General features: G+C 60.5%; 18 protein-coding genes, 1 tRNA gene and 3 pseudogenes. 10 read left to right on the top strand and 12 right to left on the bottom strand.

Going from position 1 to position 23,537, the window contains the following annotated elements; genetic code table 11:
- Positions 1-6: 6 nt before the first annotated feature.
- Positions 7-1,599 carry a hypothetical protein gene (locus ACSZOQ_RS18660; protein WP_439922560.1) on the bottom strand — a complete coding sequence of 531 codons (1,593 nt, stop codon included), beginning with the start codon at positions 1,597-1,599 and terminating at the stop codon, positions 7-9.
- Positions 1,600-1,750: 151 nt separating this feature from the next.
- Positions 1,751-2,394: pseudogene (locus tag ACSZOQ_RS18655) on the bottom strand (NAD(P)/FAD-dependent oxidoreductase); the annotation flags it as partial.
- Positions 2,395-2,679: 285 nt separating this feature from the next.
- Between ACSZOQ_RS18655 and ACSZOQ_RS18650 the strand changes: the two are divergent.
- The 4 genes and pseudogenes from ACSZOQ_RS18650 to ACSZOQ_RS18635 form a co-directional block, all read left to right on the top strand.
- A pseudogene (locus ACSZOQ_RS18650) lies at positions 2,680-2,937 on the top strand (transposase); the annotation flags it as partial.
- A 144-nt stretch (positions 2,938-3,081) separates the two neighbouring features.
- A complete protein-coding gene (locus ACSZOQ_RS18645) occupies positions 3,082-4,605 on the top strand; it encodes a glycosyltransferase family 39 protein (protein ID WP_439923336.1) in 1,524 nt (507 codons plus the stop codon).
- A 432-nt stretch (positions 4,606-5,037) separates the two neighbouring features.
- A complete protein-coding gene (locus tag ACSZOQ_RS18640) occupies positions 5,038-5,916 on the top strand; it encodes an ArdC family protein (RefSeq protein ID WP_439923335.1) in 879 nt (292 codons plus the stop codon).
- Positions 5,916-6,206, top strand: coding sequence for a hypothetical protein (locus ACSZOQ_RS18635; protein ID WP_439923334.1), 291 nt, complete (start codon positions 5,916-5,918; stop codon positions 6,204-6,206). Before ACSZOQ_RS18640 ends, ACSZOQ_RS18635 begins: the two co-directional genes overlap by 1 nt.
- Before the next feature lie 39 nt (positions 6,207-6,245).
- On the opposite strand, the gene ACSZOQ_RS18630 is transcribed toward ACSZOQ_RS18635, so the two are convergent.
- The 4 genes from ACSZOQ_RS18630 to ACSZOQ_RS18615 all read right to left on the bottom strand — a co-directional run bounded on the left by ACSZOQ_RS18630 (position 6,246) and on the right by ACSZOQ_RS18615 (position 9,763).
- Positions 6,246-7,343, bottom strand: coding sequence for a hypothetical protein (locus ACSZOQ_RS18630; RefSeq protein WP_439923877.1), 1,098 nt, complete (start codon positions 7,341-7,343; stop codon positions 6,246-6,248).
- A 111-nt stretch (positions 7,344-7,454) separates the two neighbouring features.
- Complete coding sequence (locus ACSZOQ_RS18625; RefSeq protein ID WP_439923876.1) at positions 7,455-7,712, bottom strand: ribbon-helix-helix domain-containing protein; 258 nt, start codon at positions 7,710-7,712, stop codon at positions 7,455-7,457.
- Positions 7,696-8,376: a nucleotide-binding protein gene (locus ACSZOQ_RS18620; RefSeq protein ID WP_439923875.1), complete on the bottom strand. Its 681-nt coding sequence runs from the start codon at positions 8,374-8,376 to the stop codon at positions 7,696-7,698. The genes ACSZOQ_RS18625 and ACSZOQ_RS18620 overlap by 17 nt, the downstream gene beginning before the upstream one ends.
- A gap of 40 nt (positions 8,377-8,416) precedes the next feature.
- Complete coding sequence (locus ACSZOQ_RS18615) at positions 8,417-9,763, bottom strand: hypothetical protein (protein ID WP_439923874.1); 1,347 nt, start codon at positions 9,761-9,763, stop codon at positions 8,417-8,419.
- A gap of 52 nt (positions 9,764-9,815) precedes the next feature.
- Here ACSZOQ_RS18615 and ACSZOQ_RS18610 point away from each other — a divergent pair, with 52 nt between their 5' ends.
- From ACSZOQ_RS18610 to istB, 3 genes and pseudogenes are all read left to right on the top strand, one after another.
- The gene (locus tag ACSZOQ_RS18610; protein WP_439923873.1) at positions 9,816-10,721 is read left to right on the top strand and encodes a hypothetical protein; all 906 of its coding nucleotides are present in this window, start codon (positions 9,816-9,818) and stop codon (positions 10,719-10,721) included.
- Positions 10,722-10,907: 186 nt separating this feature from the next.
- Positions 10,908-12,399 (top strand): annotated as a pseudogene (istA, locus tag ACSZOQ_RS18605) (IS21 family transposase); the annotation flags it as partial.
- Positions 12,400-12,407: 8 nt separating this feature from the next.
- The gene (gene istB, locus ACSZOQ_RS18600) at positions 12,408-13,271 is read left to right on the top strand and encodes an IS21-like element helper ATPase IstB (RefSeq protein ID WP_439922720.1); all 864 of its coding nucleotides are present in this window, start codon (positions 12,408-12,410) and stop codon (positions 13,269-13,271) included.
- A 121-nt stretch (positions 13,272-13,392) separates the two neighbouring features.
- Here istB and ACSZOQ_RS18595 read toward each other — a convergent pair whose 3' ends face one another.
- Positions 13,393-14,379 carry a hypothetical protein gene (locus ACSZOQ_RS18595; protein ID WP_439923872.1) on the bottom strand — a complete coding sequence of 329 codons (987 nt, stop codon included), beginning with the start codon at positions 14,377-14,379 and terminating at the stop codon, positions 13,393-13,395.
- Positions 14,380-14,392: 13 nt separating this feature from the next.
- Positions 14,393-14,482 (bottom strand) — tRNA-Ser (locus tag ACSZOQ_RS18590).
- A 211-nt stretch (positions 14,483-14,693) separates the two neighbouring features.
- Here ACSZOQ_RS18590 and ACSZOQ_RS18585 point away from each other — a divergent pair.
- Positions 14,694-15,026 (top strand): hypothetical protein, encoded by a 333-nt coding sequence (locus ACSZOQ_RS18585; RefSeq protein WP_439923871.1) that lies wholly within the window; start codon positions 14,694-14,696, stop codon positions 15,024-15,026.
- 111 nt (positions 15,027-15,137) lie between these two features.
- Here ACSZOQ_RS18585 and ACSZOQ_RS18580 read toward each other — a convergent pair whose 3' ends face one another.
- From ACSZOQ_RS18580 to ACSZOQ_RS18565, 4 genes are all read right to left on the bottom strand, one after another.
- The gene (locus ACSZOQ_RS18580; RefSeq protein ID WP_439923870.1) at positions 15,138-16,610 is read right to left on the bottom strand and encodes a trehalose-6-phosphate synthase; all 1,473 of its coding nucleotides are present in this window, start codon (positions 16,608-16,610) and stop codon (positions 15,138-15,140) included.
- Between the two features lie 193 nt (positions 16,611-16,803).
- Positions 16,804-18,597 carry a glycoside hydrolase family 15 protein gene (locus ACSZOQ_RS18575; protein WP_439923869.1) on the bottom strand — a complete coding sequence of 598 codons (1,794 nt, stop codon included), beginning with the start codon at positions 18,595-18,597 and terminating at the stop codon, positions 16,804-16,806.
- Positions 18,594-19,400, bottom strand: coding sequence for a trehalose-phosphatase (gene otsB / locus ACSZOQ_RS18570; RefSeq protein WP_439923868.1), 807 nt, complete (start codon positions 19,398-19,400; stop codon positions 18,594-18,596). The genes ACSZOQ_RS18575 and otsB overlap by 4 nt, the downstream gene beginning before the upstream one ends.
- Entirely contained in the window at positions 19,397-20,830 is a 1,434-nt protein-coding gene (locus ACSZOQ_RS18565) for an MFS transporter (protein ID WP_439926137.1), read from the bottom strand. The genes otsB and ACSZOQ_RS18565 overlap by 4 nt, the downstream gene beginning before the upstream one ends.
- Positions 20,831-21,230: 400 nt before the next feature.
- Here ACSZOQ_RS18565 and ACSZOQ_RS18560 point away from each other — a divergent pair, with 400 nt between their 5' ends.
- Positions 21,231-21,869: an OmpA family protein gene (locus ACSZOQ_RS18560; protein WP_439923867.1), complete on the top strand. Its 639-nt coding sequence runs from the start codon at positions 21,231-21,233 to the stop codon at positions 21,867-21,869.
- A gap of 117 nt (positions 21,870-21,986) precedes the next feature.
- Positions 21,987-23,501 (top strand): caspase family protein, encoded by a 1,515-nt coding sequence (locus tag ACSZOQ_RS18555; protein WP_439923866.1) that lies wholly within the window; start codon positions 21,987-21,989, stop codon positions 23,499-23,501.
- The last annotated feature ends 36 nt before the right edge of the window (positions 23,502-23,537 follow it).

Raw genomic sequence — 23,537 nt, 5'->3', positions numbered from 1 at the left:
CTAATCTCAGAAGAAGAATCCGACACCGCCGAGGAACGAGTCCGACATCGCGCCGGTGATGCTCTTGTCGATCACATGCTGATAGGTCGCCTTCAGCACGATTTTCGGCGACGGGAATAGAGCAAATCCGGCGGTATGGAATTGTCGCTGACCGGCGCCGGTCGGCAGATTGGCATCGGTCCCAGCAAAGCCGCCGGTCTGCAGATTCTGGTAGGTATAGCGATAGAACGGCACCGCCTCCCACTCGCTGTTTAAGACGGTTCCGAGTGGCACGTGATAGGCGATCTCGCCGGAATAGCCGTACATGGCCTTGCCGACGTTGTTGGTGGGATCCGAATCGTTGTTCGCTCGCAAGTTCTCCGGACGCCCGAATTCGGCGCGGACATATTCGCCGCGCAGCTCTGCGCCAGTGTTGGGGACACGGTACCGGAATTCGGCGTCGAACATCGCAAGGCTTGACCTACCAAGGAAGTTGCCGAAATCGTCATGTGCGCCGCGCGGCGTCGTATTGGGCGAGTAGTAGCCGCTGACGCTCCCGGCAAAGCCGGGCACGAAGGTTGGCGCGTAATCCAGCCGGCCTGATACCGCCACGGCATTGTTGAGTTGCTGGAAGTCGCCGAGCGGTGGCCTGGAGAATCCAAGAGCATCCAGGCCGTTGATGCCCGCTATGTATGACGTGCCGGGCAAGGAGACTGTTTTCGCTTCAGTACGGTTGTCAAAGGAGTCGCCAAAATCCTCGTTGCTGGTACTGACCATCACTTGGTATTTCAGGTCTTCCGTGATGGTTCCGTAGACACTGGAGGACGGCACCTTCCAGGTTGAAGGAATAAGCCCGTTGTAGAGTTCGGGCCGGTTCACGCTATAGAACTGCGTCGGCTCGTGGTGCTGGTTGATGTAGCCGATTGGCACGAGATCGATGCCGGGCGCGCGCCAGTTAAACTGATCGAGGATCTTGAAATCGACCCAGAGCTGCTCGATCTCGGCGGTACCGTGCAGCTTGTCGTCATTGTCAAAGCCCGAACCCGCGTGCTCGAACTCGATCTCCGCATTGAGGATGATGTTTGGCGTGATCGCGTAGGTCGGCAACAGGACGAAGCGATGCGCATCGAAACCGTTCTGCCACTGGCCGTTGGCGGCGGGGTTTTGCATCGCACCAAACTTGACTTCGCCATAGGCGCCTATGCTGAGACCGGACACAGGTGAATCCACCAACCCGAGAATGGGCTTGTCTCCTGCCGCTGGAAGCGGCGGGAGGTTCAGCATCGGCTTAGCCGGCGTCTCCGTCGCCTCTTTCGCGTCGCTGGATGATGCCGTCGCGTTGGCGTTCCGGATCGGGCCCGTCCGCGATGAGGGCTTGGCGCTGACGCCAGCCTGCGAGTGGCTTTCCTTCTGCTTCAACTCGGCTTCGAGCGTTGCGATACGCCGCTCCATCTTGTCAAGCTTTTTTAGCAACACCTCGTTCGCACTATTTTCCGCTGCAAAGGTGCTGCTACTGGTGAAGATTGACAACGCGGTCGCCGCGAGCAGCGCCGTGCGTATCGATGGGAAGCCAAGCTCGAATTTCGATGCACCCAAGTCCGTGTAATGATGTGATGACATGTGCCCCCTAGATCTGCGGAAAATAGAGAATCCGTGACATTAGAGCGCACCTAGCACTTCCGAGAATTGTTTCGAAACGTTTCGAAGATCTCACGAGCCGATTCGGTGTTAGAATTCCTCTATTCTAGAATAAGAATAATACGCAACTGGGGCTTGCCATACGGTCGAGCGGCCCGCTCCCCTGATAAGCCTGGCCGAAGATCAATGTGTCGCACGGTACCGTCTGCGGTCTCCCCGTAAAGGACCGCTCCCAGAATGCGGGTTTTCCTTCAGCACGAGCCTCTTGTAGACGCCCGAGCCTGCCTCCCGCAGCACGATCTCTTCTCGATCAGGCACATCGGCGAAGTCGCCTGCCGAGTAAAGGCTCACGCCGGTCACCTTCAACTGGGTTGCCATTTCGACGGCACGAAATGTCGTTCAACTCCTGTCAGAGTCTTCGCCGCGACCTTGGCCATGTCGCAGAGCGGCGCGACGAGGCCGTAGCAGACGTTCCTGTGCTCACAGCATTCGCCGATGGCGACGATGTTCATATCAGAGGTCAGCATCTGGTCGTCCACGACGATGCCGCGCTCGACATAGATGCCTCCATCGGTTGCGAGCCGCACCTCCGGGCAGAAGCCGACCGCCATCACCACGATATCGGCAGGAAGAACCGTGCCGTCATCGAGCAGTACGGCTTCGGCGCGCTCGTGGCCGAGGATCGCGATAGTGCGCCTTACAATGGATTTTGATTCCGCGGCCCTCCATCTCCTTCTGCAGCAGATAGCCGGCCGTGGCGTCCAACTGACGCTCCATCGGTCCGGAAACCGAATTCTGGCCGCGGTGTCCAGGGGATGGCGATCAGCGGCCTGGCGGCAGGACGCCTGTCCGGATGGCCGTCGTTGCAGGAATCTGCCCCGCAGCCTGAGTTTCCTGAAGGGGAATGATCCACGGCACCCCAATCTTTGTAATCTTAGCGTAAGTCACGCCTGATAAATCATGAACATGGGCTCGGCGGGTAGTGCCGACGGGATAAAAAAACAATTGTCCAGATTTTGATGTCGGCTTTTCAGCGGATTTGCTGACGGCGAAGATCAGCCAATGAAACGGAAACTGTGTGAGAGGATTGTCGAGGTTTTGAAGCAAGCGGAGCTGGGCCTGCCGGTGGCGGATTTAATCAGCAAGGTAGGGATATCAGAGCAGACCTTTTACTTGTGGAAGACGCAATACGCTGGATTGGGATCGGACCAGGTCCGGGAGTTCGCGCAGCTGTTTGAGGAAAATGCGCGGCTGAAGGAGCTTCTGGTAGTTCTCAGCCTGGACAATGCGGTGCTGCAGGACAATCTGTCAAAAAAGCTTCCCAGTTCGCGCTGATGAAGCAAGGTCGTCGCCTACTGGCTGCGGACCGCTTAGACTCTACCTTCCGACGACAATCTCTCTTCTCGGATTTTCTCCAATCATTCCGGTTCTGGGCTGATCGCTCATGGCTCACAGGGGTTAATGTTGGCGACGATAGCCACAGGCGGCCCGTTCGCCGCGATCTGGAACGGCCGCCTGATGCAGGCGAGCGCCGATTTCGTACGGCAGAGTAGCGGCGCCCGGTTGTTGGGTGTCACGCTGACGGCCTATGCCGTGCTGTGGTTGCTGTATTTCTCAGTTTCGCACGCCACCGTGGATATCCACTTTGACGTTAGCGAGGCGTCGGTGTGGGCGCGAACATTTTCGCTCGGTTATAAGCATCCGCCGATGATGGCATGGATTTTCCGTGCCTGGTTAGCGGTGTTTCCGCGCACCGACTGGGCGGCATATCTCCTGGCTGTCGCCAATCTCGCCGCGACACTGGCGATAACCTGGATGATCCTGCGCGATCACCTTGATAAGGAGCGGGCGCTTGTCGGGATGACGGCACTGATCCTCGTTCCATTCTATACGTTTCTGGCGTCGCGCTTCAACGCCAACACGGTGATGATGCCGTTCTGGGCAGCAACCGTGCTGTTCTATCTCCGTGCGCGCCGCAATGTCCGGTGGACCGACGCGGTTCTTGCGGGTGTGTTCGCTGGCCTGACGTTTCTTGGAAAATACTGGGGCGTCTATCTGATCGCAGGCATCGCGGTTGCGTCATTTGCGGGCGATGATCTCAAGCGTTTCTGGCGATCTGGTGCGCCATTCCTGATGGCCGCCGCCGCGCTGGTCGTACTTGCGCCGCACATCCACTGGTTGCTCACCGAACACAATCACCCCGCAGAAAGTTACATGACGACGAGCGTGATGGTCTCTGCATCGTTCGGCTCGGCGCTGAAGACCTCCGCATTCTATCTCGGTGGCGTCATCAGCTATGTCGTGATGCCTCTCACGTTTTTCGCAGTGCTGAAACCGGATCGCGCAGCTTGGCGGGACACGATCTGGCCGGCCGATCCTGGACGCCGTCAGGCGCTGCTCCTGCTCGTTGTCCCACTGATATTGCCGGCTTTGGTCAATCTCGCGTGGCCCCACCGTCTGACGCCGGTGTGGGCGTTCCCAAACTGGGCACTATTGCCGGTGGTGCTGTTCGGCTCGCCGCGGCTCAGCGTGCCGGCAGTCGCCGCGGCTCGCGCCTGTATAACCGCGCTTGTGGTATCACTGTTGGCCGTCGTCGCTTCTCCGTTGGTCGCGCATGCACATCTCAACTCGCGACGGATCGCACATAACGCACATTACCGTCAGATCGCGGCGGAAATTGCGCACCTTGCCAATTCACCGGCTGTGCTGATCGGCGGCAGCGAAGGTGTCGTCCAGGGATTGTTTTATTATCTGCCCGCGGCGTGGCCTATGGACAGCCCGCCGAATGATAGAGACGTTAAGCTCTCGATCGCTGCGCGCGCCATGGTCTGCATCGAGGGCGACGCCTCCTGTCGAGCCGCGGCCGATTCACTTGCCGGGAGCTCCGGCGGTGTATCGGACGTTACGTTCGCCAAAACATTCCTCGGCTATAGGTCGCCACCGCAGACGTATCGAATCGCCGTGGCGCCTATCCGTCACAGATTCTAGTTCGTGCACCAATCTCACGTGCGATTCACACGCATTCAAGCTATCTTTGCCAGTATCGAGGAGCGGCAGCGGTGATTCCAATTCTATCGGTTGGATCGCCAAGAGGATCGAAAAGATAGCGCGCGCCAAGAAGGCGCCAAAAGGCGTTTCAACCGGAACCCCCCTTAATCCATTCAGTTCCAAGAACAGGCGCCTTGCAAACCGCATTCTTTTCGCGGCGATTGAACAGTTGGGATTTTGTTAACGTTTTCTTTTTTGGAGCTAGGTGTGCACGGCACACCTCTTCGCGCAGGCGAGGCCCCCGGCCTGTCCATGGTACCCCGGGGATAATTTTGCGCCCATCAGCCTGACCAATTCGAGAAGCCTTGCCCGACGCGGCAAATGTAAGCCGCCAATTCCGGCGGCGCAGTCCCCGTCATAGGTAAGTCCATCATGAAGCGCGATCTCTACGCGGAGGTCTCCGCGCGCATTGTTGCGGAGTTAGAAGCCGGTGCCGCCCCTTGGATTAAGCCGTGGTCAGCAACCCCGGGCGCGAACACGCCATGCAACGCAGCGACCAATCGACCCTACTCTGGATGCAACGTTGTTCTGTTGTGGATGGCCCAGGCGGCCGGCTATCGCACGCCGCGCTTCCTCACCTTCAAGCAGGCATTCGAGTTGGGCGGCAACGTCCGCAAGGGCGAGCACGGCACCAAGGTTTATTTCGTGAAGCAGCTGCAGGTTCGCGACCAGGACGCGGACGACAATTCCTCAGCGCGGCTGATCCCAATGATGCGCGAGTACACGGTTTTCAACGTCGACCAGTGCGAGAACCTGCCCGAGAGCATCAATACGGGAAAGCCAATCCGCGTTCGCAATCCCGACACGCGGGACGAACTTGCAGACACCTTCCTGCACTCAACTGGCGCAGACATTCGCGAGGGCCATGGCGAAGCTTACTACGTGCCGAGCCGAGATTTTATCTCGCTACCGGCCTTCGCGGGGTTCAAGAGTGCCGACCATTTCTACAACGTAGCATTCCACGAGCTGACGCACTGGACCGGACACAAGTCTCGCCTTGATCGCGACCTGCATCGCTTTGGCAACGCGGCCTCTGCGGCCGAGGAACTCATTGCAGAGCTGGGCGCCGCGTTCCTGTGCGCAGAGTTTGGCTTTGACGGCGACGTTCGGAACGCGGGCTACATCGCCTCGTGGATTGGGTTTCTGAAGGCTGACAAACGAGCGTTTTTCACGGCCTGCAGCCAAGCCTCTAAGGCCGCAGACTACCTGCGTGGCCTAGCCCTTTCTGAACCGGCGCAGAGGGCAGCGTGATGGCATCCGCACCCAGCCTCAAACAGCGAGAGTGCCGTGAGCCGCTCTATGACATCCACCCTCTGACCGGCATCAGCATCGAGGTGTTCTACTCCGACCGCACGTTAGAGACCTTCGGCAGGGGCGGCGGCGGCTGGTTTTGGTGGTCGCGCCGCCGCGGTTTCTCGCCAGACGGCCCGGCGACCGGCCCATTTGCAACGAGCTACGCCGCGTATCGGCACGCGTTGGGGACCAATTTGGGGGCCGACCCCGACAGCACTTCAAATTATCAAATTATTTCCGTTGGATAGCGGTGTATTATGGCGGAGAGGGAGGGATTCACACCCCGCTCACTTCGTCTGATTGATTTCTGCGCGGCCTTGATAGGCGAGCTGACGGGCGCGTTCGACGTTGCCACAGCTTGGCGGACGTTTGGCCGTGATGCTGATGTAGCCGGCGAGCTTTCGTCCATGCTGTATCGCTCCATACTTTGCCTGGGTGCGATCGGTCGTGTGGCCGGCGGCCGCCGCAACGACCCCTCCCCCACCGAACGTGACTTTGAGATCAGCCAAGCGTTGATGGCGCAGTGCATATGGCGTGATAACGATGCCTAGATCAGGCAATGCATTGCAGCTTAAGCGGCCGATCGCTTTCCGTACGGCATCTTTCGAGCTGATACAGACGACGATGGAGTGTTCCTTCGCCGCGCGACACCGATCCGCCAGGTAGGCCGATGGATTTCCGGCGACTACTGGATCGACGCAGATCGTCGTGAGTTCGGTTCCGAACAACCCGTTATGCGATTTTGCCGGTGCGAACGTGATTGCAAGGACCCGCGGGTAACGCAACGTAACAATCACACCCGGCGACCAACCGGCAGGACGTGGACCTGCTACCATTTCTTCCGGCCGAACTCCCGCGATCATGTGCACCGCCAGAGGCTCGAGATAGGCGAAGCCTTCGCGCGCTTTCATCCAGAGAGTTTGGTCCCAGCCGGCGGGCAGTGTGCCAAGCACATGCTTTTTGCTGTTTTTTCCACGTTCGCGATCGGAGCCATTTATCTCGCGCCAGCGTGATGCCGGGCAGTCGAACGACGATGCTCCAGCAGCCAGCGGCGGCTCAAGTTCGAGAGCTTCTTCGATTTTCTCGATGACGCCAACGAGTTCGCCCGCGATCTGCTTTGCTAACGTTGCATCCCGGGTTTCGCCCGCCGCCATCAACTTGGCGATCATGGTTTCCAAGAACATTCGGCTGCCGCTGTGCAGCGCCGCGCGACGAAAGTTATAGGTGTCACGCGCGATCCCCTCCCGCAGCGGATCAAGATTCACTTCCCGCCTCATCCGCTCAAACTGCTGCTGATAGGCCCTCTTCGTCCCTTCGCTGACCTCGCGGACCGGCACCCGTTCACAGCACGTTTGCGCCCGCACAATGATGTCCAACAGGTTCATCGCCGCCATCCTCTCTGCTACCCTCGTTATTGTCGGACGCTTTACGCTCTTGTTGTCGGACGCCTTGTGCGCCTCTCATCGACTCTTGTTGTCGGACACTTTCCCTACTTGCTAAGGCTTGAAAGAAGTCGTCGGCTCCTCGAGCACGACGGTGATCGCCTGCAGCAACAACTTCTGAACGGTCGTCCGACGCTCGATCGCGACGCGCTTGAGCTGGCGCCGCAATTCCGGACTGACGCGGACCAGAATGCCGCAGCGCTCGGTTTCTTCGGCCGTGCTGCCGAGCTCGGTTTCAAAGGAGGCGTCGGGCGCGGATGCATTGCTGACGGCAAGCGCGTTTCCGAGCAATTCCTTAAACCGTGACTTCATGGCTGGGTCCTTCCAGATTGATTGCCTTGGTGACGGCTTTCCACAGCAAGCCGAATTCGTAGGCCGCTTGGCCTTTCGGTTCGGTCTCGACGACGCCGGCGCCACGAACCGTTGCATTGGGAATGGCGACACGCGCCGTGATCTGTCGACGCCACAGCCGCGGTCCGATCACATCGAGCGCATCACGCGCCTGCCGCGCCATCGGGGCCTCGCCCAGCTCACGAACGGGCGGCGCCGCGTTGAGGATCACCGCAAACCGACAGGCCGCCGATTTCAGAATCGGGATCAGATCGCTTGTAACCTTCAGATCGAACAAGGTCGGCCGCGCCGGAATCAACACCAAGTCTGCATGCTGCGTGGCTTCAGGCACATGATGGAGGCCCGGCGCCATATCGACGAAGACCAGGTCGATACCCGCGCGCCGCGCGGCCGCGATCGTCGCTTCAAGCGCGCGGGGGTCACAGCGGACCACCGGAATATCATTGCGACCACGCAGGCTCTTCCAGACGGAGCTGGACGCTTGTGGATCGGTATCGATGATCGCACTGCGCAGGCCGGCCAAGCGAGCGATCACCGCCAGATTGGTGGCGGTGGTCGATTTGCCGGCGCCGCCTTTGCCGATACAGGCGACGGTGGCGAACCGGCGCAGTTTGTGGCTCGCCATTTCACCGTGCGGAAGCCTTTGAAGCTGAATTGCTGACAAGCTAGTCCCCCTTCGATTTCGGACGCCGCCCGGCGGTGCGGCGGCTTTTGGCCATCGCATCGAAATCGAGCCCGCGGAAAATATGCCAGTCGATCCCCTCCTGCAGCGGCAGGTTGGCCAAGTACTGGCATTGCTTGGCGGTGAGCGCCCGAAAGCCATATCCGTCGTGCACATCACCAAGCTGATGGCCGGACTGCAGCCGCCGCGCCCGCCCCTCGACATCCGCATCGCGCATGTCGTCGATCGCATCGCCGCGCAAACTGTGGAACACTTCGCCACCTTGCGCGCCGTTGCGCTTCAACACGTTCTGCATCGTCTTGGATGCATATTTGGAGGGATTGGGATGCTCGTGCAGTTCCCTGAATATGAAACCGCTTTGCGTGCGCATCCACTTCACCAGACCGATCTCGTCCAAGTAATTATGCAACACGTAGAACGTCATCGACTCCGTCGTTTTGATCGGGACGCGTTGCCATGAGGTGATCCCGGTCGTCTCGTCCTTGACCTCGACAATGCCGTTGGTCTGCGCGACCCAGACGCCGTGCTTTTCGCGGATGTCCTCGCCCTGGAGATAGGCCAGGAGTCCGAGCCGGCGGCCGGTGAGCTTGCCCATCAACGGAAGTATAGCTTCGTCCAGACGACAGGCGTTGACGCCGGCGTGGAAGACGCGGTTCGTCACCTCGAGGCTGACACCTTCACGCGGCTTCGGCGGCTTGTAGGCCTTCGGCATCGAAATCTTCGCGCCGGCGAACGGGTCCTGGTATTTCAGGTCCTGGATGCGGTGACGCATCATGGTTCGGATATTGGCGATGTAGCCGCCCCGCAGAGTATTCTGCGCCATCGGCTGCAGGCGAAAATTCTTGTTCGCCTCCAGTATCTCCTGGGTCGATTTGCCTTCCATATCCGAGCGCTTGGTCACGTTGGCCGGCCAATATTGCATCCGGTTGACGAAGGTCTGCAGGTCGCTCGGAAAATATTGATCCGGTGTCCGATCGCCGATCAGGTCGAGGAACACCTGACGCCGCAGGATCAGCATCGGAATATCGGCACTGTTGCGGTCGCGCTCCTTGCGCATGTCGATGTAGTCTTGCGAAATCTCGCTGAACAGCGGCAGGCCTTTGGCGGCAGCTGGCGGCGTGGCGGCGGGCCCGGTGGTGGGGATGGCTGGTGCTTGCGGCCCGACATCCTTGACCGCGGCGAGTGCAGCGAGCGCTTCCTGCGGCTGGCCGGACAGCTTCAACACCTCGGTCAGCGCATGCCGGGTCAGTGCGTCGGCATTGGCGGTGACCGCCGCCGCTCCGGCATCTCCCTTTGCCACTTCTTTTTGGACCAGCAGAAGCGAGGTCAACGCCCCCTCCAGTCCGCGCGCCGTGCAGTTTCAGCGCGAGTTGGAAGGTTATGTGCGCGACCAGATTTACAAAGCATCGAAGAAGAAGCTCACAAATCCGATCTATTGGCTTGAGCTAAGCATCCCCACCATGATGACTGAGGCCGATTGGCGCGTCGTCGCTGAACGGGTTGAAGCTGCAATCCGAGCTGCGGAGAATAGCATGACGGTAGACGGGCAGCCGATTGCGCCCGCCTATGTCGTCATCACCAATCACACTTTTCTGGCCGACGAGGACGTGACGGGCAACCCGAGCTTTGGTTTCCTGCAAACCATCAAGATCGACGATTACCCATTCGGGCGGCCGATGGAGATAGAAGCTGCGCTTGAGGGCTACGATAGACACCGCGACATTTTCTGGCTCATGGAAGCATGGAAGACGGCGAGCAACGTGCCGATCACATTTGACGGCTCGCCGCCTGAACTTCTTGATAGCGATGGCAAACCGCAACGTACGGTCAAGATCGGCGACGTGATCGAAACGCCTGACATGGACGGCAAAATGGTCCGTGCGACGGTGGAAGAGATATGTTCATGGGGCGATGACAAGGCAATGCTCGCGGTCGGGGCGAACGGTCGTCACTGGATGGTGGAGATGCCACTAACAGAAGGTGAAGCACAGGCCGCTCGCCGCTACACAGATGCGGTGTTCGGCAAAAACAACGCCTCGCGCGGATTGCGCGACAACGATCCCTTCGATCTCTACGATTGGATGCTGAAAGCGTACGCCAATATGACCCAAGAACACGTGGACAAGTTCTTCGAGCAAAACCCTGCCCTCGCTCACTACAAGGGTCTGCCCCTGAAAGAAGCGCGCGTTCGCATAGCACGCGAATACACGAAGTGGACATGGATGCGCAGTCGGCAGGACCAAGCTGCTAAGCAGCAGGCCGCTGCCGTAAATCAAGCGGCATTGTAGAGAGAAGCCGATGACAGCTTCCAGGCTCGTTGCGACTGCGTGATGCTTCGATCTCGAGATGCTTCAATTGGATGTTATTCGGCCTGCAATATTGACCCCCTGAGCCGGGGGATCGGCGTCCAAAATTGACCCCCGATAGGTTGGTCTGTTGCGCTGCCTGCTTTGGAACGAAGCAGGTGGTTGGGGATGCTGATCGTGGAGACGATTGCGCGGATACGCCGCGAGCACTTCATCAAGGGCAAGACGATCAAGGAGATCGCACGCGACCTGAAGGTGTCGCGGAACACGGTCCGCAAGGTGTTGCGGTCTGGGGAGACCTCATTCGAGTACGAACGTGCGGTGCAGCCGCGGCCGAAGCTGGGGCGATGGGCCGCTGATCTCGACGGATTGCTGGCGTCGAACGCGGCGAAGTCCGCTCGCGAACAGCTGACGCTGATCCGGGTCTTCGAAGAGCTTCGCGGGCGCGGCTATGACGGCGGCTACGATGCTGTGCGACGTTACGCCAGACGGTGGAGCCAGGAGCGCGGACAATCGACGGCGGCGGCCTATGTCCCGCTGAGCTTTGCACCGGGAGAAGCCTACCAGTTCGACTGGAGCCATGAGGTTGTCCTGCTGCATGGCGTGACGGTGATCGTGAAGGTCGCTCATGTCCGGCTCTGTCACAGCCGGATGCTGTTCGCTCGCGCCTATCCACGCGAGACGCAGGAGATGGTGGTTCGACGCCCACGACCGGGCCTTCGCTCTGTTCAAGGGCACCTGCGGCCGCGGCATCTACGACAATATGAAGACCGCGGTGGAGACGATCTTCGTCGGCAAAGGGCGTCTCTACAATCGCCGCTTCATGCAGATGTGCAGCCATTACCTGGTCGATCCGGTCGCCTGCACGCCGGCCTCGGGCTGGGAGAAGGGCCAGGTTGAGAACCAGGTTGGGCTGGTCCGGGAGCGCTTCTTCACGCCGCGGCTGCGGTTCAAAACCCTCGACGAGTTGAACGCCTGGCTGCTGGATAAGTGCATCGCCTACGCCAAGGTGCACCGTCATCCGGAACTGACCGAACAGACGATCTGGGAAGTGTTCGAAGCCGAGCGGCCGAAGCTCGTTCCCTATGCCGGCCGGTTCGATGGATTCCATGCCGTGCCGGCATCCGTCTCGAAGACCTGCCTGGTGCGCTTCGACAACAACAAATACTCGGTTACGGCCAACGCCGTCGGGCGGCCCGTCGAAGTGCAAGCTTATGCCGACCGCATCGTGATCCGCCAGGACGGACGCATCGTCGCCGAGCATCCGCGTTCCTTCGGCCGCGGCGAGACGACCTACGATCCCTGGCATTATGTGCCGGTGCTGGCTCGCAAACCCGGCGCGTTGCGCAACGGCGCCCCGTTCAAGGACTGGGTGCTGCCGGCCGCGATCGAGCGTGTGCGGCGCAAGCTCGCCGGTGCCGACGATGGCAATCGGCAGATGGTCGACATCCTCAACGCGGTGCTGACCGACGGACTGCCGGCAGTCGAGGCCGCCTGTGCCGAGGCGATCGCCCACAGTGTCCATTCCGCCGATGTCGTTCTCAACATCCTCGCCCGCCAGCGTGAGCCGGCGCCACCAGCCAACATCCTCACCCCGGCGGCGCTGACCTTGCGCCATGCGCCGATCGCTGACTGTGCCCGTTACGACAACCTCAGGAGACCGGTCTGATGGAACGCACTCAACTCTTCGACCTCATGAGCGAACTCAAGCTCTATGGCATGAAGGCCGCCTTCGACGAGATCATGGCGACCGCCGTCAAGCGCCAGCACGAACCGCAACGCATTGTCGGCGACCTGCTCAATGCCGAGATCAACGAGAAGCAGGCGCGTTCGATCAAATACCAGCTCACTATCGCCAAGCTGCCGCTCGCCAAGGATCTCGATGGCTTCCAGTTCGAGGGCACCCCTATCAACCAGACGCTGGTCAATGATCTCGCCGGCGGTGGCTTCATCGCCCAGCAACGCAATGCCGTTCTGGTCGGCGGTACAGGCACCGGCAAGACCCATCTGGCTATCGCCATCGCCCGAAGCTGCATTCGATCCGGTGCCCGCGGGCGCTTCTACAACGTCGTCGACCTCGTCAATCGTCTCGAGATCGAGACCCGCAACGGACGGCAGGGTCGTATCGCCGAGCATCTGACCCGAATGGACTTCATCGTCCTCGACGAACTCGGCTACCTGCCATTTGCCCAATCCGGCGGACAACTTCTGTTCCATCTCGTCAGCCGGCTCTACGAGCGCACTTCCATCGTCGTCACCACCAATCTCGCCTTCGGCGAATGGCCCAGCGTGTTCGGCGACGCCAAGATGACCACCGCGCTGCTCGATCGTCTGACCCACCACTGCGACATCGTCGAAACCGGCAACGACAGCTGGCGCTTCAAAAGCCGCGACGATGATCAAACAACCCGCGCTCGGTCCGTCTCCGCAATCCCGGCCAGCTCCGACGGACCGAGCGCTACCGCTAAATCTCGTCGATCAAAGGGGGCAAATTTGGACGCCGATACGGGGTCAAACTTCGGCGCCGATTGACAGATAGGAGATCACAACGCGGATGGCGCAATTGCGGAGCCGACGTGCGCAATTGCGGTTATCGCGAAAACGTCTTTGTCCCTCGACCAACGGCCAAGGGGCCGCTAGACAGCTCGGTCCGCTACGCGCTGCGTCCCTCGATGGCCTCGGCGATGTGCTTCAAATGATTTTCGATGGTGCGGGCGGCGACGCGAGCCCCCATCAGGGCGGACTGGTGTTCTATTGCCGTGGCGGCGCCGGAGGGCTTGCTTACGTCGATCTTGGCCAACTGGGCCAGGGCAGCGATCATCACCAACAAGGTTGCCCGTTCGCGGCGTGCGATCGGCTTGTCCGCTCTCTGGTCTGGCTCCGAGAGGCGGGCTTCAAGATCACGAAGCGCCGAGGTCCGAACGACAATAACGCTATCGACAGGTAGGCAAGCAGCCGGCCGATAATGGGCAGAGGCATTGCGCTCGTGAATTTGGCAGTACGTGCCGTCTTCCCGAGATACGATTGGGTGGTCTAGCTGGCCATCCTGGAAGGACATGTCAACCTCAGGGCCGCCCGTCAAAGACTGATAGATTTGCTCGACCTCTAGCCGCTCGTGACCCAGCATCGTCAAGTCCCAGACACCGTCGAGCAGTACCGTTTTTTCCGCATACTCAAGTACTTTGCCGTCTCCCAGCAGCAGTCCGTGCACCCAAGCAGCGAAATTAACCACAGTGATCCCATCGGCGAGATCAGCCTCACTGATCAAATTAGCCTCAGTGAGGGCACGAACCGCGTCTTCGTCGAGACCGTGGGTCCCTTCGGGATCTTGTTTCGGCGTGGTCCATTCTATGGTTGATTTCGCGTCGCTGCCCGAGACGACGGGACCACAGCGTCCGCGGGCGCCGTTTACAAAATACACCGAGAGCCTGAGCTGCCCGTCCAACCCGAGCCGGAAAACATCTGCGTCGGTGACATCTTCACCGAATAGGATGCTCAGATAGCGCGCTGCATCCGCCACGGTCAGCCACTGTTTTAGGTCATGGAGTTTTTTCACCCGCACGTTTTCACCATTCGACCAGCGGGAAATTGATGGGTTGCACGACGGGTGTGAGGCGAAAACACTTAATAAATCCAGCATTTTCAATGTATTCTGGCGGAGAGAGTGGGATTCGAACCCACGGTACGGTTTCCCGCACACACGCTTTCCAAGCGTGCGCCTTAAGCCACTCGGCCATCTCTCCGGGCGCCTTCTCATGACGGGGCGTGCCGGTTTTTGCAAGAGAGCGGCGGCGCGGAACCGGTATTTTCCATAAATATATGAATGATATAATGTATTTTCGGGCCATGATGGTCCGTTCCGACGATTTGCTCCCGTCAGGAATCGATTGATAGGATCAGCCAACCGATGCCACCCGTTGAGCCGGCAGCCTTCTTGCGTACTGGGAGTACCAGATGACCCGCATCGCCCTGGTCGCTGCAGCCAGCTTCGCGGCGGCGGCACTGGTCGCACCGGCGACGGCGCAGGTCTGTAAACACGATGGCCCGGTGGTGAGCTGCAACGACGGGCGCCGCGGCATTCTCTCAGGCGATGAAATCATCTGGCCCGACGGGACGCGCTCGAGTCCGTCGCCGCATCCGAGCGTCATCATCGGAAACAAGTCGTCAGTACACGTCGGACAAGGTGTGTTCGTCGGCAAGCAAGGCGGCGTAGTGCCTCTCGACGACCCCAACGCGCCGAACAAGACGCGCTGCGCGATCCTCGACGGCGTTTCCTATTGCTACTAGAGCGGGATGAGGAAAAATGTGTGGCGGTTTCCGCCCGCATGCCGCTTCTCAAAATATTGGAATTGATCACGTCCATGACTTTGGATCGATTCGATCCAAAGTCATCGTGATCTAGTGAATACGCGCGCCGCTGCGCGAGCCGACCACATGCAGCGGCCATGATTTCGGCGACTCGACAGCGGGCAGCTCGCTTGTCGATTCCCTGTTTGAAACGTGGGCATCCTGGAGCGCGTCGGAGAAATCCGTAAACCACTGCTGAATGGTTCCGGCGCGCAGCTTCCGCATCATGGCTTCCCAGCGCATCCGGCGTTCCGTCAGCCGCATCGAAAATGCAGTTGCGATGGCGCGCGCCATTCCATCAATTTCGTGCGGGTTGACCAGCAGTGCTGTCTGCAACTCGTTCGCCGCGCCTGCGAACTTGGACAATACCAGCACGCCCGGATCGGCCGGGTTTTGCGCTGCGACGTATTCCTTGGCGACGAGATTCATGCCGTCATGCAGCGGCGTCACCACACCAACCCGCGCGGTTCGATAGAGCCCCGCCAGCACCGTCTGATTGAATCCCCGGTTGAGATAACGGATCGGCATCCAGTCGGCCTCGCCATGGCGGCCATTGACGTCGCTGACGAGTTTCGCGAGTTCGCTCTGCAGGTTGCCATAGGCTTCGATCGTGCCGCGGGAGGGGTTCGCGATCTGCAACAGCGACACGGTGCGCTTCAACCCAGGCTGCGAAGTCAACATGCGGTCGAATGCGTTGACCCGATTCACCAGTCCCTTCGAATAATCCAGACGGTCGACACCGATCGCCAGCTGCTCGCCGTTCAGGCTGCGGCGCAACCGCGAGACGTCGGGATGGGTGACGGCCTTGGCGGCCTGCACCGTGAATTTCTCTACATCGATTCCGATCGGAAACACTGCGCAACGCGACTTGCCGTAGCGCGACGTCACGACGCCGTCATCGATCTTCAGGCCAAGCTCGGACTGGAGGTACCCGAGAAAGTTCTCGCAGTCGTCGTCGGTCTGAAAACCGATCAGATCGTAGGCAAGCATCGCCTCGACCAATTCGCGATGATGCGGAACAGCGCCGATGATCGCGCGCCCGGGCCACGGTGTATGCAGGAAGAAACCGATCGGATTGCGGACGCCGAGATCGCGCAGTTCGGCACCCAATGACAGAAAATGATAATCCTGAATCCAGAATGCGGTGTCCGGCTTGCGGAAACGCATCAAGGCCCGCGCCATGAAGGCGTTGACCTCACGGTACGACTGATAGTCGTCCCGCGACGCGCTAATGAGATCGGATCTGGAGTGCAGCGCCGGCCACAGCGCCGAATTGGCGAAGCCTTCATAATATCCGCCATAATGCGCCGCAGGCAGATCGAGTAACGCCAGCGCTCCTGCGCCGAGGGCTTCAACTTCTGCGAATGAGTCCTTGTGCAACCCATCGCGCACACGACCGCTGGAACCTACCCAAATCGCACCTGATTTTTCAACAACTGGCAACAACGCCGCCGCAAGGCCGCCCGTCAAGGGCTCGTTGGCCCGCGCGCGTGCCACGCGATTCGAAACGACAACGAGGTTCACAGGGTCCCCTCCTGGTTTGCGCCCGTCAGATAAACGCTCGTTCATCAATATGGTTCCTCGCCTCCTTCCAACCAAATTGACGCCAAATTCGGGCAAGATAGAACGATACTCAAAGTTCCCCGTCATTGAAGCCAGTCATTGAAGAAAGAATTCGTTGTCGCATCGATGTTTACGACAAGTGTCTTTCATTCGATCAACTGCGCCAATATCGATCTTCCCAGTTCCGCGACAATCTCATGCCGGTGAGGATCAATCCCGCCATCGAATATGTCTGCGGAAAGTTCCCGAATAGCGCGCCGGTTTTCGGATCGATGTCTTCCGACAGGAGTCCGAAACGATTGCGATGTGCAAGCGCATCCACGAAGGCCTCCCGCGCTTCCTCGCGCCTGCCGAGCGCCCACCACGCGTCGATCAACCAGAACCGGCAGATCAGGAACGCAGTCACTGGAACACCGAAATCATCTTCCGCGGCGTAGCGCATGACGTGCTTTTCGCGTAGCAACTCGCGTTCCATGGCGGCGACGGTTTTCACGAATCGCGGATCGTCGACCTCGCAAACACCGAGTTCGGGCAGCAATAGCACGCTCGCATCGAGATCGTCGGACCCGAACGCGGCGGTAAAGGCCTCGCGCTTCGGGTTCCAGGCGCGGTTGAGCAGTTCGGCGTGCAGGGGATCGGCGACCGCGTTCCAGTGCGCCGCGCGTTCCGCCAGGCCAAGCCGTTCCGCAATGGCCGCAAGCCGATTGACCCCGGCCCAGCACATCGCCGCGGAGTGGGTATGAACGCGCTGGCGACCGCGGTATTCCCAGATGCCGGCGTCGCCCGTCAGCGCAACCCTGGCCGCCTTGTGGCCAAGCGATTCAAGGAGGGCAAATAGACTTTCGTCGCCGGGGCGCGGCAACCGGCGATCGAAGAACAGCGGCAATGCCGCCAGGATGGCGCTGCCGTAGGTGTCGTGCTGTTTCTGGTCGACCGCGGCATTGCCGACACGCACCGGCCCGTCGCCGCGATAGCCCTGAAGATCGGCAGCAACCCACTCGTCCAGCGGCAGATTCGGAACTACGCTATAGACCGGCTTCAGATCCTCATCGGCATTCGATGCAATCGACAGCGTAAAGCCGATGAAGTCCTCCATCGTCCGCGTCGCGCCGACGCGATTGAGCGCCTTGACGACGAAATAGGCATCGCGCAGCCAGCAATAGCGATAGTCCCAGGTGCGGCCCGAGCCGGGTGCCTCCGGAATCGAAGTGGTGTGTGCGGCGATGATGCCGCCGGTCTCCTCGAAGTTCGACAGTTTGAGCGTGATGGCCGCGCGGATGATGGCTTCCTGCCATTCATAGGAGATGTAGAGGCGGCGCACCCAACTCAGCCAATAGGTTTTGGTCTCCTCGGCGAAACGCTGGGCGGTCGACGCCAGATCGCCAGGGAAGGCTTCGTCGTTGCCGAACACGAGATGCATCGGCCGCGTCAGAACGAACGGCGTCTCGTTTTCGATCAGGGCCAGCGGCGCGTCGGTGGTCACGCGGATTGCCGTATCGTCGTCTTCAAAGTAGCGGATGTGATTGCTGCCCATCGAGTGCCGCTTGAGCGGCTTGCCGTAGGCGTGCGTCGGCCGTATGCGAATCGTGATCCGGGGCAGGCCCGCGACAGGCTCGATGATGCGAAACAACTGCGGCGGACGGAATATGCGCCCATACTGCCGAAAACGCGGCGCGAAGTCGGTGATGCGCACTGCATTGCCGTGGCGGTCGGTCAAAACCGTGGATACGATTGCGGTATTGCGGACATATTCCGACTGGAAATCGGCCATGCCGTCCAGCACGACATCGCTGAAGCCTTTTTCTTCATCTCCAGCTAACAGGCGCGAAAACACCGGATCAGCGTCGAAGCGCGGAAAACACCACCACACCAGACGCGCGGTCGGATCGACAAGCGCGGCCGTGCGGCAATTGCCTATGACGGCAAGATCAAGGCCATGATCTATCATTCCGCGACCGCCCGTTCGTCGTCGAGAAGACGGCCGAGCCAGGCTCTGACATCGCTGGGCGCTTGAAAGTGGCCGTCGACGCCCTTGGCGCGGCGGCCCACGGAGTACGAGAGGCCCTTCATGTCCGGCATGATCGCAAACACCGTTTCATCGGTCACGTCATCGCCGATGAAGACCGGACGCCGCCCCTTGAACGGCTCGTGAGCCATCAATTCGGTCACGCCGGTCGCCTTGGTGAATCCGGAATGCTTGATCTCGCACACGAGCTTGCCGGGCAGCACCTCGATCGGCGCGTTCGGCAGGTCGGCGCGGATTACCGAAACCGCATCGTAGATCGACTGCTCGGCCTCCGGAGCCTTTCTGAAATGCAGTGCCAGCGAGTAGCCCTTGTTCTCCACCAATATGCCGGAGTGCAGTTCGGCGATGGCTGCAAAACGCCGAATCAAATCCGCATTCATCGGCGGGGCGTGCGCGGCCACTGCCTCGCTTTCTGTCGAAATCCGCATCTCCGCGCCATGGCCCCCGACAGCCGGAAACAGCATCGGCGCGAAAATCCGGTCGATATCGCTGAGCGAGCGCCCGCTGACCAGCGCCAGCGCGCCATCCGTTCGCGACAGCAGCCGCGCCAGCGACGTCGCAAGCTTTGGCGGCACACGAACTTCGCTGGGCGACGGCGCGAGATCGAGCAGCGTGCCGTCGATATCGAGCAACAGCGCGGATGTGCGCAGCGGCGGCATATGAGGTTCGTCATCGACTACGGAAGCAGTTTTCTTCGGCACGGTTTCCATTAAATCCTGATTCATCGTGACTCCACAACGGCGAGCGGCGACGCCACCGATTCGAGCGGACGCCGCTCGGCGGCAATCCCGTATCGCCAGCCAATCAGCGCGGCGGCGATCATCAATGCCGATCCGACACAATATCCTGCGAACACGCTGTCACGCGAGCCGCTGTCGATCAAGGCGCCGAACAGCGCCGGGCCGGCGACGCCGCCGATTCCCGTCCCGACGGCATAAAACATCGCGATCGCCAGCGCCCGGACCTCGAGCGGGAACGTCTCGCTGACGGTCAGGTAGGCCGCGCTCGCAGCCGGCGAGGCAAAGAAGAAAATCACCATCCACGCAATCGTCTGCGTCTGCGCGGTCAGAACGCCGGTGGCAAAGAGATAGCCTGATACGGCCAGCAGAATACCACTTATCCCATAGGTGAATGCGATCATTGCGCGGCGTCCGACCGTATCGAACAGCCGGCCGAGCAGCAGTGGTCCCAGAAAATTACCCGCCGCGAACGGCAGGAGATACCAGCCGATCCGATCCGCCGGGATGTCGAAGAAGGTCGACAGCACCAGCGCGTATGTGAAGAAGATCGCATTATAGAAGAACGCCTGCGCGATCATCAGCGCAAGGCCGACCAGCGACCGTTGCCGGTATGCGTGGAACAGCGTCTGCGCCACCTCCCGAAGCGGCGTGTGGTCGCGCATTCGAAGCCGGATCGTCGGCCACGCCCCGTCGGCGGGCGCATCCGAATGGCGAACCGCCATTCGTTCGATGTCGGCGACGATACGGACCGCCTGCTCCGGCCGTCCGTGAACCATCAGCCAGCGCGGGCTTTCCGGAATCCATAGTCGCATCACAAACACCACAAGGCCCAGCACCGCGCCGGTCAGGAATGCGAGCCGCCAGCCCAGCTCGGGGTCGATGACTTGCGGATCGAGCAGGACGATCGCGCCGACCGCACCGAGCGCGGCGCCGATCCAGAAGCTGCCGTTGATCGTCAAGTCCGTCCATCCGCGATAACGCGCCGGCACCAGTTCCTGAATCGTCGAATTGATCGCAGTGTATTCGCCCCCGATGCCTGCGCCCGTGAGAAACCGGAACAGTGCGAAACTGCCGATATCCCATGACAGCGCGGTTGCCGCCGTCGCGGTCAGATAAAGAGCCAACGTGACGAAAAAAAGTTTCTTGCGCCCGATGCGATCCGTCAGCCAGCCAAAACCCAGCGCCCCAAGCACAGCCCCGATGAGATAGGCACTGCTGGCGAGACCGATATCGAAGTTGGTGAAGCGCAGCGTCGGGCTGTCCTTGAGCGCGCCGGACAACGCGCCGGCGAGCGTCACCTCCAGTCCATCCAGTATCCAGGTGATTCCGAGGGCGGTCACGACCCGCGTATGAAATGTGCTCCAGCGCAGGCTGTCGAGACGCGCAGGAATATCCGTCTCGACGATACGGTCCATACGTTCCTGCAATGATGGTCCTTCGATCGTTTCAACGACGCATTTTACGCCGGCGCCGACGGCGGTGCTGATGAGGATCACCCTCCCGACGGGCGCTGTCTTGGGCTGGATCAAGGAAACGCGCAAACCCAGCGCGGGTTCCCTCGCCCCAAGCACCGACGCACAATGTCGATCCAGGTCGTCCCGCGCCAGCATTGAAGCTCCGCCGTGCATTGAATAGTCTTGAACGAATCCCGGCCGGTTAGCGTCAAATCAAGACCGTCGTGCCGCACCAAGCCATTTTTTGAGTTCGGCGTCTTTGTGAGGCGGGTCACAGTAAGGCCCGAACGCCATGGCACAGAGTGCGGCAGCGACCGCCCGCATCGCAAGGCGCGGACCATGAATGATTAAGGAGACGATCATGTCGATTCAGACGATATCCGCAAAAGGCGCGAGGATAGCTATCCTTGTGGCCGGCCTGACGGTGATCGCAGCACCGCAGAGCGTCTCGGCCGGCGACCTTTCCGCGCAGCAGATCATCGATGGGCTGAAGGTCTCGAAGACGCGAAGCCTGAGCGCGCCCGCACAGCCAGCGCTGACCCCGAGCGATCTGGACTTCGTCAAAAGCGTGCGCGGCAAGACCCGCTCGCTATCCATGGGCGACCGCGATCATCTGGCTGAGATTGCCGCCAAACGCCCGAAGATTGACCTAGACATCAATTTCGATTTCGATTCCGCGGCTTTGACCCCGCGCACCGAACCGCAGTTGCACAGCCTCGGGAAGGCGCTGACGAGCGACGAACTCGCAGGCTCCGTCATCATGCTCGGCGGCCACACCGACGGCAAGGGATCCGACGCCTACAACCACGATCTCTCCGAACGCCGGGCCGAAGCCGTGAAGCGCTTCCTCACTGAGACGTATCACATTCCCGCGGCTAACCTGGTCTCCGCCGGATATGGAAAAGAGGGATACAAGAATCCCTCAGACCCGCTCGCTTCGGAAAACCGTCGCGTCGAGGTCGTCAACATGGCCGCGAAAGAGCAGGCCACGAATAAATGATGCTGGGACACCAGACGTTGACAAGCGCCGCACCACCGGTTTGAAAACACGGATAGCGTCATATAAGGTCGCGACGGCGCGGACTGAAATGACATCTGATTGGTGGACTGGCGTCGCATGAACCTTCGAGTTGCTGGCCTGGCCGTGCTGATGCTGACGATGTTGCCCGCGATTGCGCCGGCGACCGCATCGGACGCGACGGAACACGGCAGCGCGCGGGTCGCGCTCGTTATCGGCAACGCGAGCTATCCGGACAGCGAAGCGCCGCTCAAAGAGCCGATCAACGATGCCCGCGATATTGCCGACGAACTCAAGCACGACGGGTTCGACGTCGAGACCGGCGAGAATCTGACGGGCGAGGGCATTCGCCTTGCGCTCAAGCGTCTTTACAGCCGCATCAAGCCCGGCAGCGTCGCGCTGATTTTCGTCAGCGGATACGGCATCCAGTCCGGACGCCAGAGCTATCTCATCCCGGTCGACGCGCAGATCTGGACCGAAGCGGACGTCCGCCGCGACGGCTTCAGTCTCGAGACCATCCTGAGCGAGATCAACAACCGCGGCGCCGGCGTCAAGATCGCGCTGCTCGACGCATCCCGCCGCAATCCGTTCGAGCGCCGCTTCCGCAGCTTTTCAGCGGGTCTGGCGCCGGTGATCGCGCCGAGCGGAACGCTGGTGATGTATTCGGCGGCGTTGAGCTCGGTGGTCAGCGATGCCAGCACGGATCACAGTCTGTTCGTCAGCGAGTTGCTGAAGGAGATTCGCGTCCCCGACCTGACAGCCGAGGAAACGCTGAACCGCACCCGCGTCGGCGTGACGCGGGCGTCGCGCGCCGAGCAGGTGCCGTGGATTTCGTCGTCTTTGGCCGAGGATTTTTATTTCATTCCCGGCCAGCAAGGCAAACCCGCCGTCGCCGCAGCGCCGCCGTTACCGCTTCGCCCGGAGCCCGCGCCATTGCCTTCGCCCGTTGTGCTGCCGCCGGTCGCCCCGCCGCCCGTTGCATCCACCCCGCCGTCCCCGCCACCCACCGTTGCTTCCGGGCCTTCGGCGTCTGAACCGTCACCCGGCCACGCCACACAGCCTCCGGTGGCGACGCCGCCGCAAACGCAGGATGACGGGAAGACTGCGCTTGCGCTGGCCGACGATCCCACAATCAAGTCACTGAATGACAAACTCGCTGCCAATTCCAACGATACCAGCACGCTGTACCGGCGCGGACAGGTCTATGCCAGCAAGGGTGCCTATGCGCTGGCCATCAAGGATTTCGATGCCACGATCCGGCTCAATCCGAAAGACGTCGAAGCCTACAACAATCGCTGCTGGACCCGGACAGTGATCGGCGACCTGCAATCCGCGCGGCGCGATTGCGACGAGGCGCTCAAGCTGCGGCCGGACTTCGTCGATGCGCTGGACAGCCGCGGTCTGCTCAACCTGAAGAGCGGAGCGAACAAAGACGCGATCGCGGACTTCGACGCAGCGCTCAGGATCAACCCAAGGCTGACCTCGTCGCTTTACGGAAGAGGTCTCGCCAGGCAGCGCAGCGGCGCGGTCGCGGAGGGTAATCTGGACATCGCCAATGCCAAGGCCATGGACCCTGACATCGTGAAGGAGTTTGCCGGTTACGGCGTGCGCTGAAACATTTTTTCCCAACCGATCAATGATCACCCATCA

Origin of the sequence: Nitrobacter sp. JJSN, assembly GCF_051912485.1 — a bacterium.
GTDB lineage: Bacteria > Pseudomonadota > Alphaproteobacteria > Rhizobiales > Xanthobacteraceae > Nitrobacter.
This window is presented reverse-complemented; position numbering and strand designations above follow the sequence as displayed.

Excerpts from the sequence above, each read along its gene's own strand:
- ACSZOQ_RS18575 (WP_439923869.1), bottom strand. The coding sequence starts at position 18,597 with ATGATAGATCATGGCCTTGATCTTGCCGTCATAGGCAATTGCCGCACG.
- otsB (WP_439923868.1), bottom strand. The coding sequence starts at position 19,400 with ATGAATCAGGATTTAATGGAAACCGTGCCGAAGAAAACTGCTTCCGTA.
- ACSZOQ_RS18635 (WP_439923334.1), top strand. The coding sequence starts at position 5,916 with ATGGCATCCGCACCCAGCCTCAAACAGCGAGAGTGCCGTGAGCCGCTC.
- ACSZOQ_RS18565 (WP_439926137.1), bottom strand. The coding sequence starts at position 20,830 with ATGGACCGTATCGTCGAGACGGATATTCCTGCGCGTCTCGACAGCCTG.
- ACSZOQ_RS18555 (WP_439923866.1), top strand. The coding sequence starts at position 21,987 with ATGAACCTTCGAGTTGCTGGCCTGGCCGTGCTGATGCTGACGATGTTG.
- ACSZOQ_RS18625 (WP_439923876.1), bottom strand. The coding sequence starts at position 7,712 with ATGAAGTCACGGTTTAAGGAATTGCTCGGAAACGCGCTTGCCGTCAGC.
- ACSZOQ_RS18630 (WP_439923877.1), bottom strand. The coding sequence starts at position 7,343 with ATGAACCTGTTGGACATCATTGTGCGGGCGCAAACGTGCTGTGAACGG.
- ACSZOQ_RS18640 (WP_439923335.1), top strand. The coding sequence starts at position 5,038 with ATGAAGCGCGATCTCTACGCGGAGGTCTCCGCGCGCATTGTTGCGGAG.
- ACSZOQ_RS18595 (WP_439923872.1), bottom strand. The coding sequence starts at position 14,379 with ATGCTGGATTTATTAAGTGTTTTCGCCTCACACCCGTCGTGCAACCCA.
- ACSZOQ_RS18585 (WP_439923871.1), top strand. The coding sequence starts at position 14,694 with ATGACCCGCATCGCCCTGGTCGCTGCAGCCAGCTTCGCGGCGGCGGCA.
- ACSZOQ_RS18620 (WP_439923875.1), bottom strand. The coding sequence starts at position 8,376 with ATGGCGAGCCACAAACTGCGCCGGTTCGCCACCGTCGCCTGTATCGGC.
- ACSZOQ_RS18560 (WP_439923867.1), top strand. The coding sequence starts at position 21,231 with ATGTCGATTCAGACGATATCCGCAAAAGGCGCGAGGATAGCTATCCTT.
- istB (WP_439922720.1), top strand. The coding sequence starts at position 12,408 with ATGGAACGCACTCAACTCTTCGACCTCATGAGCGAACTCAAGCTCTAT.
- ACSZOQ_RS18660 (WP_439922560.1), bottom strand. The coding sequence starts at position 1,599 with ATGTCATCACATCATTACACGGACTTGGGTGCATCGAAATTCGAGCTT.